Below are 14,654 nucleotides of genomic sequence, written 5' to 3' on the forward strand. Positions count from 1 at the left end.
ATTTAATTATGCATTATTCAAACAGCGCCCGGCTGAACTCATCGGCATCAAACGGACGCAGGTCTTCAATGCCCTCACCGACACCAATATAGCGAATCGGTAACTTCGTCTTGTTGGCAATGGAAAATATAATACCGCCTTTTGCCGTGCCATCAAGTTTGGTCAGGGTGATGCCGGTGAGGCCAATCGCGGCGTGGAACTGTTCGGTCTGGACCAGCGCGTTCTGTCCGGTCGTCGCATCGAGCACGATCATTGTTTCATGCGGGGCATTTATATCGAGCTTGCCGAGCACGCGTTTGATCTTGACCAGTTCCTCCATGAGGTTGTCCTTGGTATGCAGGCGGCCGGCGGTATCGGCGATCAAGATATCGATGTTTTTTGACTGCGCCGATTGCAGGGCATCAAAGATCACCGAGGCCGAATCGGCCCCCGTATGTTGCGCGACCACGGGGATATTATTGCGTTCGCCCCAGACCTGTAACTGTTCCACCGCCGCGGCACGGAAGGTATCGCCGGCGGCGAGCATGACCGAGTGGCCCTGTTGCTGAAAACGCCTGGCGAGCTTGCCGATGGTCGTGGTCTTGCCGACACCATTGACGCCAATCATGAGGATCACGAACGGGCCGCCCGTCGAAGGTATTTGCAGTGGCTGGCTGCAGGGCGTGAGCAGGGCGGCGAGGTCTTCCCGTAGCGCGGCGAGCAGGGCATCGCCGTCCTTGAGCTGTTTGCGGGCCACACGCGCGGTGAGGTCATCGATGATCTGGCGGGTGGCATCGATACCGACATCGGCGGTCAGCAGCTGTGTCTCGAGGTCTTCGAGCAGCTCGTCATCGATCTCCTTTTCGCCCAGCACCAGGTTAGCGACGGCATCTCCGAGCCCGGAGCGGGTCTTGCTCAGGCCCTGCTTCAGGCGTGCAAACAGACCAGCCTTTTGCTGGCCTTCGTCTTCCGGGGCACCATCGGGGGCTGTCGAGGCCGGGGTTTGCGCCTGTTCAGGCGTTTTGGGTGTATTGTCTTGCTTTTTTCCGAAACCAAACATGGGTTACTGCTGTCTCAATGATTCGTGAAGCCCGCACTGTATTCCGCGGCCGGCATTATATAAGGTATAGACATGTTATCGTATCATCCCGGCGCCATGCCGGTAACAACAACTAAAGGAATGAAGGAAATCATGCGCTTGCGTTCCCCCCGTACTGCTCTGGCCGCGTTATTGGGCCTGTTGTTTACCCTCTCGTCGCTGAACCTGGTCGCCGCCCCCGCCAACAAGGTGCGCGAGTATACGCTCGATAATGGCCTGCAGGTCCTGGTTTTAGAAGACCACCGCGCTCCGGTCGTCGTCTCCCAGGTCTGGTACCGGGTCGGCTCGAGTTATGAGTCCAACGGCACCACCGGCGTTTCGCACGTGCTCGAACACATGATGTTCAAGGGCACCGAAAGCCTTGGGCCGAATGAGTTCTCACAAATCATCGCTGCTAACGGCGGCCGCGAAAATGCCTTTACCGGCCGCGACTACACCGCCTATTTCCAGACCATGCACAAGGACCGCTTTGAGATCAGCTTCAAGCTCGAGGCCGACCGCATGCGCAACCTGAGCCTGCCAGCGGAAGAATTCGCCAAGGAGGTGCAGGTCGTGATGGAAGAGCGTCGCCTGCGCACCGAAGACAAGCCGACGGCGCTGACCTATGAGCAGTTTCAGGCCGCCGCTTACCAGACCAGCCCCTACCATCACCCCGTGATCGGCTGGATGGCAGACCTGAAGAGCATGAATATCGAAGACCTGCGCGACTGGTACATTAAGTGGTATACGCCGGCCAACGCGACGCTGGTTGTGGTCGGTGATGTCAAGGCAGACGAGGTCCACCGTCTGGCGAAGAAATACTTTGGCCCGTTGAAGGGTCCGGCCGCGGCCGTGGTCAAGCCACAACGCGAGGTCAAACAGCGGGGTGAGCGCCGCATCAAGGTCAAGGCCCCGGCCGAGGTGCCTTACCTGATCATGGGTTACAAGGTGCCGGTACTGAAAACCGCCGCCGACCCCGACGAGGCCTATGCCCTGGAGGTGCTCGGTGCCGTACTCGATGGCGGCAACAGCGCCCGTTTGGCCCGTGAACTCGTGCGTGGCCGCCAGATCGCCGTATCCGCCGGCGCGGGTTACAGCCTCTACGACCGCATGGACAGCCTGTTCCTGTTCGATGGCGCACCGGCCACGGGTCACAGCATCGAAGAACTCGAGGCCGCCATCCGTGAACAGATCCAGCGCGTACGGGACCACCCGGTGGACAAGGCCGAGCTGGACCGCATCAAGGCACAGGTGGTCGCCGGCAAGGTCTATGAACGTGACTCGGTATTTTACCAGGGCATGCAGATCGGCACGCTCGTCACCGTCGGCCTGGACTACCGGCAACTCGATGAATACGTCGACCGCATCCGCGCCATCACGCCGGCGCAGGTGCAGGCGGTGGCGAAAAAATACCTCATCGATGACACCCTGACGGTGGCCATCCTTGAGCCACAAAACGGTAAAAGCAAAGCCCGCGCCAAGGGAGAAGTACAATGAAAGCCATGAAACTCCTGTTTGCGCTGGTCCTTTTCCTTAACACCAGCCTGCTGCTGGCCAACCCGGATATCCAGCATTGGCAAACCGCTAACGGCGCACGGGTGTATTATGTGCCGGCCCCGGAGTTGCCGATGATCGATGTGCGTGTGGTCTTCGACGCCGGCAGCGCCCGCGACGGTGACAAACCCGGGCTCGCCATGCTGACCAACAGCCTGCTCGACGAGGGCACGGCGACCCAGAATGCCAACCAGCTGGCCGAGACCTTTGAGGGCGTCGGCGCAGAATACGGTGCCAGTTCACTGCGGGATATGGCCGTGACCAGCATCCGCAGCCTGACCGAGGCCGCGGCCATGAAGACCGCGCTGGATACCTTTGCCGCCGTGCTGGCGACACCGAGCTTTCCGAAAAAGCCCTTTCAGCGTAACCGCAAGGCCATGTTGCTCGGCCTGCAGCAGGAACAGCAGGAGCCCGGTAGCCTCGCCAGCAAGGCCTTTTATAAGGCCTTGTATGGTGACCACCCCTATGGCTCGCACAGCAGTGGCTCCGAGGCCAGCCTCAAGGCCATGCGCCGGGAAGATGTACAGGCCTTCCATCGGCAATACTACGTGGCAAGGAATGCCGTGATCGCCATCGTCGGTGATGTCAGCCGCCGGCAGGCAGAGGCCATCGCTGAACAACTGACGACAAAACTGCGTGTGGGTGAACGGGCCGCCGACCTGCCGGCAGTGGCTGCACTGGAAAAGGCCAGCCTGCAACGCATCCGGCACGACTCACAACAAACCCACATCCTCGTCGGCCAGCCCGGCATGCGTCGTGGCGATGCGGATTATATTTCCCTGTATGTTGGCAACCACATCCTCGGTGGCAGTGGCCTGGTCTCACGCATCAGCGACGTCATCCGCGAACAACGTGGTCTGGCCTACAGCGCCTATAGCTACTTCGCGCCCATGCGCGAGAACGGCCCGTTCACCATGGGTCTGCAAACCAAAAACGCCCAGGCCGATGCCGCCCTGAAACTGCTCGGTGAAACCCTGCGCGACTACATCGACAAGGGCCCGACGGAAGATGAGTTGAAACGCTCCAAGCAGAACATCACCGGCGGCTGGGCGCTGCGCGTCGACAGCAATAAAAAGATCACCGAGTATGTCGCCGTGATCGGCTTTTACGGCCTGCCACTCGACTACCTCGATACCTTCACCGATAAGGTCGAGGCCGTTACCGTCAAAAGCATCAAGGACGCCTTCAAACGCCGTATCCATCCCGACAAGCTGGTAACGGTGATGGTGGGTGGTGAAAAGTAGTCATTATCGCCACGTGTTTATGGATAGAAGGGGCGAAAGCCCCTTTATCCTGTTACCTGTGCAATCGCCAATAGCGCGTCATCTTGCTGGGTATTGTCTTGCGAGCATGACTATACTGATTACAGAATAAAAACCGGTGAGCAACATGATGGACAACAAGACCCTCATTGACGATATCGTCGCCCGTATTGGTGAGGTTATCCTCGGCAAGGAACAACCGGTACGCATGGCACTGGCCTGTCTGCTGGCACGCGGCCACTTGCTCATCGAAGACCTGCCGGGTCTTGGCAAGACCACCCTGGCCCATACCCTGGCCGGGGTGCTCGGCCTGGGTTTCCAGCGTATCCAGTTTACCGCTGATTTATTACCCGCCGACATTGTCGGCGTGTCTATTTTTGACCGCGACACGAATCGTTTTAACTTTCACCCCGGGCCGATATTCAGCCCGCTGGTACTGGCCGACGAGGTCAACCGCGCCACGCCGAAGGCACAAAGCGCCCTGCTCGAGGCCATGGCGGAAGGACAGGTCACCGTCGACGGGGTCACGCACCCACTGCCCGAACCGTTTTTTGTTATCGCCACCCAGAACCCTCTGCACCTGATCGGCACCTTTCCCTTGCCGGAGTCACAACTGGATCGTTTCCTGTTACGCATTGAAATGGGTTACCCCGACAGTCAGGCGGAACGCGCCTTGCTGGCAGGCGAGCAACGCCAGCAGATGTTAAAGCGGTTGCAACCGGTGATCGATCTTGCCACCTTGCAAAACCTGCAACAGCAGGTCGATGCGGTACATGCCTCGGATGCCTTGCTGGATTATCTACAGAACCTGATCCATTTCACCCGCACGGCGCCGTTGTATCAAAACGGCCTGTCGCCACGTGCCGGACTGGCGCTGTTGTCCGTCTCCCGCGCGTGGGCACTCATGGCCGGTCGCAGCCACGTGCTACCCGAGGATATACAGGCCGTAGTGCCCGGTGTGGTCGGTCACCGACTGCAGGTGCGTGATAGTCAGGGCAGTGATAGCGGTGTTGACCCGGTCAGCCACCTGCTGGAGTCTGTTCCGCTGCCGGCATGAACGCAGTGAGGCCAAGGCTGTTTGATCGTCTTATTACGGTCCTCAAGCTGCAACGCTTCTTTGTTGGTGAGGGACCGACACGGCAGCCGGTTACACTGAATAGTCGCCGTGTTTACATCCTGCCCACCCGGGAAGGGTTTATCTTCGCGTTTGTGGTGCTGGCCATGCTGGTGGCGGCCATCAACTACCGTAACGGCCTGCTCTACCTGCTGACCTTTTTGCTCGCGGGCCTCGGGGTCGTCGCCATGCTGCATACCTGGCGCAACCTGACCGGGCTTAACTTTCGCGCCGGGCGGGTCGCTCCGGTGTTTGCCGGGGAGACGGCCCGCTTTCAGATCCAGATACGCAACCCCGGCCACCGTGACCGCCTCAACCTGCACATGCTGCCGAATGAACAGGGTGACGGTGTCAGTGCGGTAAGCCTGGATCAACCCGGCAAGGATACAACCCTGTGGGACCTGCCCTGTCCGACCACCCGGCGCGGTCGACTCAGGCTCGGGCGCTTTACCGTCAGCAGCCGTTTTCCCCTCGGCCTGTTTCGTGCCTGGGCCTACCTGGACCTGGATATGCAGGCGCTGGTCTATCCGCGCCCCGGCAAGCCCGCCCCCCTGCCGCCACCGGAACCCGGTCAGGCAAGACACAACGCGCAGCGCGGACAGGGCACGGATGATTTCACCTCACTGCGTGAATACGTGCCGCAGGATTCACCACGCCACGTACACTGGAAGGCCGTGGCGCGCGGCCAGGGTATGCTGACCAAGGAATTTAGCGGTGAAGGTATCAATGAGCGTTGGTTAAGCTGGGACAGCCTCGGTAACCTGGGCGCTGAGAGCAAACTCAGCCAGTTGTGCCGCTGGGTGCTGGATGCGGACAAGGCCGGCGAGGCCTACGGCTTGCGACTGCCGGGTAGCGAGATCCCCCCCGCGCGCGGTGAGCCACACCTGACCCGGTGCCTGCAGGCCCTGGCCCTGTTCGGGGAAGGCCACGCATGAGCCAGGCCGCAAAAAACCAGCTTGCCATGCAACTCGGACTCCGCCCGCGCACGGTGGGTCTGATGTTTATCAGCCTGGCCATGGTGATCCTGCCGCATGCCGGCCGCCTGCCGGTCTGGACGCTGGCGGCAGCGTTCATCTTTATGCTCTGGCGTGTTCAGCATGAGCGTCGCGGCTGGCCATTGCCCGGCCGCATACTGAAGACCGTATTACTCCTGCTGATGATCATCGGCATCATCGCCAGTTATGGCATTTCGTCAGGCCGCCTGACCTTCGTTGCCTTGCTGGTTGTTCTGCTTGGCCTGAAGTTTATTGAATTGCGTACCCGGCGTGACCTGATGCTGGTTTTGTTCCTGGGATACTTCGTTGTCATTACCCATTTCCTTGATAACCAGAATATCAGCATGGCGGTCTACATGCTGGTGGTGGTGCTGCTACTGACCACCGCGCTGATCAGTTTCAACCGCAGGCAGGATATACGCCGGGGCGAACTCAAGGCTGATGCCCGGCTGGCGCTGGTCATGCTCCTGCAGGCCATCCCCATCATGCTGGTATTGTTTGTCTTGTTCCCGAGGTTGTCGGGTGTCCTGTGGGCCGTGCCGACGGGCGGCGGTGGTGCCGTAACCGGCCTCTCCGATGACATGTCACCGGGAAAAATCAGTTCCCTGACGCGCTCGACTGCCATCGCCTTTCGTGTCGAGTTTCATGGCGAGCGCCCGGATACCAGCACGCTTTACTGGCGCGGGCCGGTGCTCTGGCATTACGATGGTGAGCGCTGGACCGGAACGGACTTCCTCGCGGGGCGAGGCATGCAATTGCAAAACACCGCCCGGCAGGTGGAATACACGGTGACGCTGGAGGCCAATAATACGCCCTGGCTACTGGCACTGGATCTGCCCACCCATCTGGTCATGGCCGATAGCCGCCGCCAGCCGCTTGACCGCAGTGGCCTGCTTGCGGATAAGAGCAAGCTAACAGCGGATTACCAACTGATCGCAAACGAACCGGTGACCAGCCGCAAACGCTATCGACTGGTCTCCAGCCTGCACTACCGGACACCCGAGATTACGGCCCGTGAATGGCAACAGGCGCTGCAGTTACCCGATGATATCGGCGATAAGCTACTGGCCTTTGCCGAACAGCTTCGCCGTCAACATATCTCCGATAGTGGGGTGGTGAACGCCATGCTGCGCCACTTCCGCGAGCAGCCATTTTTCTACACCTTGCAACCGAGGCCGCTCGGCAACCAGCCCATGCAGGAGTTTCTGTTTGAGAGCCGTGAGGGCTTCTGTGAACACTACGCCTCAGCCTTTACCCTGGTCATGCGTGCCGCCGGGATCCCGGCGCGTGTGGTCACCGGTTATCAGAGCAGTGAGGTCAATCCCTATGGCGATTACCTGGTGGTCAGGCAAAGCGATGCCCATGCCTGGGCCGAGGTGTGGCTGAATGACCACGGCTGGCTGCGGGTTGACCCCACGGCCGCCGTGGCGCCTGAACGCATTAAACTGGGGCTGGAGGCCTTGCCTGAATTTAGCGTTGCCCCGGCCGTCCTCGGCAAGGCCGGCGCACTGTCTGATGCCTGGCTTGCCATGACGCGAAGCTGGGATGCCGTCAACAACGCCTGGTATCAGTGGGTGCTGGGCTATGACCACCTCGCACAGAAAAGGTTATTAGAGAGGCTCGGCCTGAGTAACACAAACAGCCTGCACGTCGCGCTTGTTATGCTGATTGCCATCCTTATCCTGCTCGGCCTGCTTGCCCTGAGTATGCTGCGGCCACGAAAACAACAAGACAGTGTCGGCACGCTCTATACACGCTTCTGCCGCATCATGGAAAAACGCGGCCTGCCACGCCACGACCACGAGGGCCCGCGAGATTACAGCAGACGCCTGCAGCTAGCATGCCCGGAACTGGCGCCGCAGATTTCGGCCATCACCACGGCCTACATCAGCTATCGTTATGCCGGCAGTCAGGGCCCCGACGAGGTCCAGCGTCTGCGCCAGGCCATCAGGCAGCTCAAGGCTTGAATACTGAAATGGCGTTAAGCTGTAATCCCGAATTGGTTGCAGTAGAAGCGGTAGGGAGCTCCTTTTTTACAAGCTGTCAGCCGGGCTACGCACACCCATCGCCCCCTTGTTCATCACATGGGTATACGACGTACAGGATGTACTAGTGTCGCGGAAGGCAGGACGCCGGGAGCGACAATCATAGTGGTTTTAACATCTTTATGGCCAAGTAATGCTTGTATGGTGCGAATGTCATAGCCGCTTTCCAGCAAGTGCGTTGCGAAGGAATGGCGTAGGGCATGGCTGGTAATATGTTTAGTGGAGTTAATCATTTGTGCTGCGCGACGCAGGGCACGATTAACGGTTTTATCGTAAATATGATGACGCCGGATAATGCCCGACCTGGGGTCTTTTGAGCGGGTATCTGCGGGGAAGACATATTGCCATCCCCATTCTCGATCAGCATTAGGATACTTCCGGGATAAGGCAAAAGGTAAGTAGACGTTTCCAAAACCTTCAGACAGATCGCGTTGATGTAATGCCTTAACGCGTATTAAATGATGCTTTAAAGATTCAATAAGCGATTCGGGAAGGATAGTGACACGATCCTTGTTACCCTTGCCAGAACGAACAATGATTTGCTTATAATCAAAATCAATATCCTGCACACGAACGCGAGCAGTTTCGAGTAGACGCATACCTGTGCCATACATAAGGCGACAGAAGAGCTGATAGCGAGCAGGCAAATGATCAAGCAGGCTGGCTACCTGCTCTTGGGTTAGCACAGTAGGCAGGCGTTTGGGACGTTTTGCACGGACGATATCATCCAGCCAGTCAAGTTCGATATTTAGTACATGCTTATATAGAAATAACAATGCTGAAAGTGCTTGATTTTGGGTTGATGCAGCGACATGCTTGTCAGTAGCCAAGTGGGAGAGGAAGGCCGTAATCTCGGTTTCACCCATTTCTGAAGGATGCCGTTTATTATGGAAGAAAATATAACGCTTAATCCAATGAGTATAAGATTCTTCAGTACGGGGACTGTAATGACGGGTACGTATTGCGTCTCGAACAGAGTCGAGTAGACGAGGTTTAGACATGTGCGCCTCCTTGCACAATAATTTAATGAAAATTGATCCTTAATTTTCTGTTAACAGTATGATAATTGAGAAAATCATAAATTAAAAGGTCCGAAATGGCCGAAAGCAAAAAGATCATTTCGGACCCCTATATACTAGTTGGATAGACGTAAGAAAAATCGTATAGAAATATAAGTGAAACACCGATACAAGGGACGTTGAAAAAATGATAAAAAGTGAAGTGTACGACGCTGCAACACAAACTTGTTTGGTGTTGACACTGGCGAACACTTCACAAGAAGGATTCAACTAAGCCTATGTCGTGCTTCATTCCATTCCTATCGCTTAATAGCTACGCAATCCAACTACTCGCTAGACGCGACGCACTATCGTGCGCACGTCAGCTTAATTGTTAGATTATTACTGAGCGTATCCATAAGGACGATGAAATATCTAGCAGAATATGAATTGCACTCACACGCCTGTCTTGAAGATGCGACTCATAATGTTCTTCTGAAACACCCAGAAGGAATCTATGAAGTTGAATTAAGAGAAAAAAGTGTCAACCCCGGCGATGAATATTCCTTATTAACTGCATACATAACTTTTCAGGCGGATTCTATTGATGAAGCCAAGGAGCTCAGCGAGAAGCACATCAAAGAGTATGTAGATATACTCACTTTCGGCACTAACATAAACATCAAAGTTGGCTATTTATTAAAACTAGCTGATTGGACGGAGGGAATTGAAGATAGGCAGTGTTATATTTTCAATAAATTCCCAGGTGACGACAGGCCGTATCCACTAATAAGCAATGAGCTTATAGATAGCTTAGAGTTTTTGCTCAAAGCAAACATATCTCCGCTATTGCGCAGAGCGCTTAAATGGTTTTCTAATGGTGTCTCAGCTCAATATAGTGATGATCAATTTCAATATTTCTGGTTTGTGCTAGAGCTTTTATCTCAAATATACAAGAAATCTGAAAAAGTAAATGATGCCTGCCCCAAATGCGGGCAAGCTTTATTTTGCGAGTCATGCAACGAACATCCAAAACATAAGCCATACCCAAAACAAGCAATTAAGCACCTACTATCAATCATGATAAGCGACTATACAGATGATATTTTTGATACCTTAAATAAAATACGAAATGCACTAATGCATGGAGATGACATAAAGCAGATAGAGGAATCGCTTGAGCTAGAGTTCTCTAAATATGTTGATAAGATTGGCCAAATCGCATGGGTATCACTATTTAATACATTTGCTAATTCATTTGAAGAGCCCGTTAAGAAACAGCTGAATCTAATTCAAGTCAACATTTATAGCCATATGACTCTAACTACTAATGTAGTGTTGGTTTTTAAAAGCAAAGACCCAGACGGTCCAAAAATTGAAGAATTGCCAGATTTGAAGGTTAGTGCCATCTATGACAATAAAGAATAATCTAACAAGTCACTCGTGTGTGACGCCCACTACGCTCCGCTTCGTGAGCGCCCCACAGCTCAACCGTTATGCGTAATATGAATAGTAAATACAGGCGTATGTTGAACCGCCTTCCCGAAGATATAAAAACAATCTTAGAAGGTTTGGGTTCAGAATATATCGTAGAAAACTATAATCCACAGTATATGGGATGGTCGGTAGATATCGTCATAAAATCAAAGAGATTTAATTTAGTAAAAGAGTGGCATCAAGTATTTATTTCAGAAATAAAAAACGAAGGCAACATCCATCTATGGCCGGAAAAAGACAAAAAAAGCAATTTGGAATTGGAAAATGTAGCTGGGGTTATAAATGAACTTATCGCATAACAAGTTGCTCAACAGCGGACGGCCAACTGCGGCGCATTTTTGTGGCAACGCTTCGCTTATTTTGCCACAAAAATCCACCTCCGTTGCCCGCCGGTTAGCAAGGCGTTATGCCTCAAGAATGGAGAATCATGAAAATATCCGGAAGCTTTGAAGTACAGTTGAGCCCCTTGTGCTTTTACGCGCAAGGACTCGATGGAGTCAACTTCGGTCGAATGTCCATCGATAAACAGTTCAAAGGTGCCCTAGAGGCAACAAGCAAAGGCGAGATGTTAAGCGCCATGACAGCAGTGAAGGGCTCGGCTGGTTATGTAGCCATAGAACAAGTCTCTGGTGTTTTGTCAGGCAAAAAAGGCAGCTTCGTACTTCAGCACTTCGGCACAATGAAGCAAGGTAGTGATCGACTTATTCTTGAGGTTGTGCCGAACTCGGGATCTGGCGAACTGTCTAGCCTGACAGGCAAAATGGCTATCAAAATTGAGGGTGGTCAGCACTACTACGAATTCGAGTATGAGCTGGCATAACAAGCGCGTCGAGTCGGACTCGCTACGTAGACGCTTCGCGCCGCCTCCGCTCGCTGAACTAGCACCACTTTGATGGACAGTCATATGACTAAAACATCAAAGGGTAAAGGCAATGGGACAAACTAAGAAGCGTCATTACGATCGATATACACTTGAGTTCAAAGAGCAAGCCGTTAGGTTGGCTGGCCATCCAAACGTTACAGCCATGGATATTGCCGACACATTAGGGATCCATGTGGTCATGTTGTATCGGTGGAGAATGGAGCTAAAGAACGGCACCCTACGTGAGAATAAACACATGAAGAAAAGCGCCGCCCCGCCTAAAAAAGTCAAAAAACGTACTGATCCGACCAAGGCAAAAGAAGATGAACTGACAAAAGCCAACAAACGCATTAAGGCATTGGAGCGGTCATTGGCCTCTCGGGAAGAGGAGCTTGATATATTAAAAAAAGCCCAGCGGTTCTTCGAGAAAACAAAACGATGATCTTTGCGTTTATCGAGAAGAACCGGCACCAATATAAAGTTAGACGACTCTGTGAGTTATTTAATGTCTCCACCAGTGGCTACTATGCTTGGCGTGAACGCCCTGTCAGTGCCCATCGGCAGCATGATGAACAACTCAAAGCGTTGATCAAGGAGCTGCATCAAGGCTATCGACGCGCCTATGGTGCGGCACGACTGCATCAAGAACTTCGCCATAAAGGCTATCACTGTAGCCGCAGACGTATAAACAGACTGATGCGTGAGATGGGTATAAAAGCTTCTACAACGGGTTTATATGCGTGGCGGCCAGGACAGCATGTTTTTTATTCCTCAACAGGCAATCAATTATCAAAACTGGCTAAGTCGACTGAGGCGGGTGAGCAATGGGTCGGTGATTTTACTTATATCAAAACAAAAACGGGCTGGTTTTATCATGCGGTGGTGCTGGATTTATTTAGCCGCAAAGTCGTGGGTTGGTCATTTAGCCGAAAACGTAATGCCGAGTTAACGAAAAGCGCATTAAGGATGGCGCTGCATCGCTATCCACCGAAATCGGGTTGTCTGTTCCATTCAGACCAGGGTATTGAATATGCGGCGCATGAATACCGTGACATGGTTGAAGGTGCTGGGTTAGTGCGCAGCATGAGTCGTAAAGGCAATCCATTGGATAATGCGTTTGCGGAATCTTTCTTCCATACGATGAAGGCAGAACTTATCCATCATAAGTTATTTGAAAATGAAATTGAGGCGGTAGCGCATATTGTAGAGTTTACAGAGTTCTATAATCGAGAGCGATTACACTCAGGTATAGGCTATCAATCTCCCGATAATTATGAAAAACTGTGTGCGTAAAAGTGTCCACAAAAGTGGTGCCAGTTCACTTACCCTAGACGTTATGTGCTCAATGCAATTCACAAGAGATTCAGGGAATGAATGGGATAATTGAACAGCGAAAACTCTCATTAATTGTTGGTACTAGCTACCTAGTCATTTTCATCACAGGGCTATTCGCTAATTTTTATGTTATCGAATCACTGATTAGTGACCCGCTAACTACTGCACAACAGAACCACAGCCATGTGCGTCTTGGTATTATGGCATTTATGATAGTAGTTGTTTTTGATGTTATTGTTGCTTGGGCTCTTTATGAATTGTACAAAGAACACTACTTATCACTGCTAAGTGCTCTATTTAGAATGATGCATGCAGTCATCATGGCTGTTGCTATTTTTTCACTTCCCGCAGTACTGACCTCTAATACTGAACAAGAAATATTAAAGCAAGTAGACTCCTTCAATACTATTTGGCTTATTGGCTTATTTTTCTTTGGAATTCATCTGATCCTTTTAGGAAAAATATTCGTAAAGCCCAGAATAATTTCATTTTTACTCGTAATAGCGGGCACCATGTATATGGTAGATACAGCAGCACATTTTACACTTGCTAATTATGAAGATTATGCATCAATTTTCTTAGCTTTTGTTGCTGTTTCTGCAGTCTTAGCGGAAATGTCATTTGCTATTTGGCTCATTGCAAAAGGAGGAAAGTAATATTGAATGAACAGGTGTTTAGAGTGCAAGCTAGTAAAGCACATAACAATGCACTCGTTCGGACGCAAACTACGCTGCGCTTTGTTTGCGCCGCACAGCTTAAACGTTATGCATCAAAATAATAGAGCACATGTCAAAAATCTTGAAACGGCGTTAGATGAAACGCTTGATATTACAAATGTTCTGCGAAAGGACTTGGAACGAACTTTATGATAAGTGGGGTCAGAGCACAGATTTCTCTAATATTAGCAACAACTGTGCTCTGACCCCACTTAATAATTCGTGCGGGACCGTCTAAAGCGCTACGCGCTTTATCCGCCCCCACAATTCTAACGTTAGGCGCTCAATGAAATTAGGTGCTGTACTCAAATATCATACGCAATTAATTATAGGAAAATAATAATGACCGAAATCTCAATAAGTATCGATGTTTCAGACATGGAAAAAGCCGTCCTATTTTATACTAAGGCATTAGGTTGTACTGAACTTCGAGCAGGAGAAGACACAACAAAATTAAAAGCAGAAAACGTAAGAATTTATTTATTAAAGAAGGAATCAGGATCAAACCCTCTCATTAATGGAACTTCTTCAAGAAATTATGAGCGACATTGGACACCGGTTCACTTAGATTTTAATGTTGTTGAAATTGAAAAAATAGCATCCCTAGTGAAAGAATATGGAGGTATAATTGAAGGCTCTGAGTCGGGTGATTGGGGGGCGGTTGAGTTCTGTGCAGATCCTTTTGGAAATGGGTTTTGTTTGTGTCAGATAAAAAATTAGTGTTGCAATGAAAAATCGCCTAACAAATAGCTCCAGTGGACACTTTAAGGCGGCACTTGTTTTGCCTTCGCAAAAACATGCCACTTTAAACTACCGCTGAGCAAAGCGTTAGACCTTATAAGAAATAATGGGAACCCGACAAGAATAAAGAAAACTGATCCTATCACTAAATACAGGAAGCTTAATCGGCATGACTAAAAGAAAAGGTGTGTTACAGAAGGTCTCACTCGTCTCGGCTGTGGTAAGTTTTGTGCTGGCGTTAACTTCAGGCGTTATGCTGTATCTTCGATTGGAGAGTGTGGGTAGCGATAATCCCATATCAGCCAGCTTTATGGCGTCTACGTTTTTCTTCATATGTGTTGGGGTTGTCCTTACCGTCATTGGGAAGGCCGATATACCGAGTTTTAAAATTGATAACTCTGAAGGGAAATGAAAATACTGAAGGCCAGCGACCTTTAAAAGCACAAGACTCTAACAAAGCAAATTTACATGGATATTT

General features: G+C 51.8%; 15 protein-coding genes. 13 read left to right on the forward strand and 2 right to left on the reverse strand.

Features of this window, described 5'->3' with window-relative positions; all coding sequences use genetic code 11:
- Window positions 1–13: 13 nt before the first annotated feature.
- Window positions 14–1,039, reverse strand: coding sequence for a signal recognition particle-docking protein FtsY (gene ftsY, locus EL386_RS01125; RefSeq protein ID WP_126452453.1), 1,026 nt, complete (start codon window positions 1,037–1,039; stop codon window positions 14–16).
- Between the two features lie 120 nt (window positions 1,040–1,159).
- On the opposite strand from ftsY, the gene EL386_RS01130 reads away from it, so the two are divergent.
- From EL386_RS01130 to EL386_RS01150, 5 genes are all read left to right on the forward strand, one after another.
- On the forward strand, window positions 1,160–2,554 hold the full coding sequence (locus EL386_RS01130) for a M16 family metallopeptidase (protein ID WP_476756009.1): 1,395 nt from the start codon (window positions 1,160–1,162) through the stop codon (window positions 2,552–2,554).
- The gene (locus EL386_RS01135; RefSeq protein ID WP_126452455.1) at window positions 2,551–3,855 is read left to right on the forward strand and encodes an insulinase family protein; all 1,305 of its coding nucleotides are present in this window, start codon (window positions 2,551–2,553) and stop codon (window positions 3,853–3,855) included. Before EL386_RS01130 ends, EL386_RS01135 begins: the two co-directional genes overlap by 4 nt.
- A gap of 148 nt (window positions 3,856–4,003) precedes the next feature.
- On the forward strand, window positions 4,004–4,930 hold the full coding sequence (locus EL386_RS01140) for an AAA family ATPase (protein WP_126457181.1): 927 nt from the start codon (window positions 4,004–4,006) through the stop codon (window positions 4,928–4,930).
- The gene (locus EL386_RS01145) at window positions 4,927–5,922 is read left to right on the forward strand and encodes a DUF58 domain-containing protein (protein ID WP_126452457.1); all 996 of its coding nucleotides are present in this window, start codon (window positions 4,927–4,929) and stop codon (window positions 5,920–5,922) included. Before EL386_RS01140 ends, EL386_RS01145 begins: the two co-directional genes overlap by 4 nt.
- Entirely contained in the window at window positions 5,919–7,949 is a 2,031-nt protein-coding gene (locus EL386_RS01150) for a transglutaminase TgpA family protein (protein ID WP_126452459.1), read from the forward strand. Before EL386_RS01145 ends, EL386_RS01150 begins: the two co-directional genes overlap by 4 nt.
- Before the next feature lie 113 nt (window positions 7,950–8,062).
- On the opposite strand, the gene EL386_RS01155 is transcribed toward EL386_RS01150, so the two are convergent.
- Window positions 8,063–9,028: an integron integrase gene (locus EL386_RS01155; RefSeq protein ID WP_232020225.1), complete on the reverse strand. Its 966-nt coding sequence runs from the start codon at window positions 9,026–9,028 to the stop codon at window positions 8,063–8,065.
- Window positions 9,029–9,451: 423 nt separating this feature from the next.
- Here EL386_RS01155 and mauJ point away from each other — a divergent pair, with 423 nt between their 5' ends.
- The 8 genes from mauJ (at window position 9,452) to EL386_RS01195 (ending at window position 14,588) form a co-directional block, all read left to right on the forward strand.
- Entirely contained in the window at window positions 9,452–10,453 is a 1,002-nt protein-coding gene (gene mauJ, locus EL386_RS01160) for a methylamine utilization protein MauJ (RefSeq protein WP_126452461.1), read from the forward strand.
- Between the two features lie 77 nt (window positions 10,454–10,530).
- Window positions 10,531–10,821 (forward strand): hypothetical protein, encoded by a 291-nt coding sequence (locus EL386_RS01165; RefSeq protein ID WP_126452463.1) that lies wholly within the window; start codon window positions 10,531–10,533, stop codon window positions 10,819–10,821.
- Window positions 10,822–10,949: 128 nt separating this feature from the next.
- Window positions 10,950–11,342 (forward strand): DUF3224 domain-containing protein, encoded by a 393-nt coding sequence (locus EL386_RS01170; RefSeq protein WP_126452465.1) that lies wholly within the window; start codon window positions 10,950–10,952, stop codon window positions 11,340–11,342.
- Window positions 11,343–11,454: 112 nt separating this feature from the next.
- Window positions 11,455–11,826: a transposase gene (locus EL386_RS01175; RefSeq protein ID WP_126452467.1), complete on the forward strand. Its 372-nt coding sequence runs from the start codon at window positions 11,455–11,457 to the stop codon at window positions 11,824–11,826.
- The gene (locus EL386_RS01180) at window positions 11,823–12,677 is read left to right on the forward strand and encodes an IS3 family transposase (RefSeq protein ID WP_126452469.1); all 855 of its coding nucleotides are present in this window, start codon (window positions 11,823–11,825) and stop codon (window positions 12,675–12,677) included. Before EL386_RS01175 ends, EL386_RS01180 begins: the two co-directional genes overlap by 4 nt.
- A 77-nt stretch (window positions 12,678–12,754) precedes the next feature.
- Window positions 12,755–13,375, forward strand: coding sequence for a DUF4386 domain-containing protein (locus EL386_RS01185; protein WP_126452471.1), 621 nt, complete (start codon window positions 12,755–12,757; stop codon window positions 13,373–13,375).
- A gap of 402 nt (window positions 13,376–13,777) precedes the next feature.
- Window positions 13,778–14,155 (forward strand): VOC family protein, encoded by a 378-nt coding sequence (locus tag EL386_RS01190; RefSeq protein WP_126452473.1) that lies wholly within the window; start codon window positions 13,778–13,780, stop codon window positions 14,153–14,155.
- Window positions 14,156–14,345: 190 nt separating this feature from the next.
- Complete coding sequence (locus EL386_RS01195; RefSeq protein WP_126452475.1) at window positions 14,346–14,588, forward strand: hypothetical protein; 243 nt, start codon at window positions 14,346–14,348, stop codon at window positions 14,586–14,588.
- Window positions 14,589–14,654 lie beyond the last annotated feature (66 nt).

The organism is Sulfuriflexus mobilis, assembly GCF_003967195.1.
GTDB lineage: Bacteria > Pseudomonadota > Gammaproteobacteria > AKS1 > AKS1 > Sulfuriflexus > Sulfuriflexus mobilis.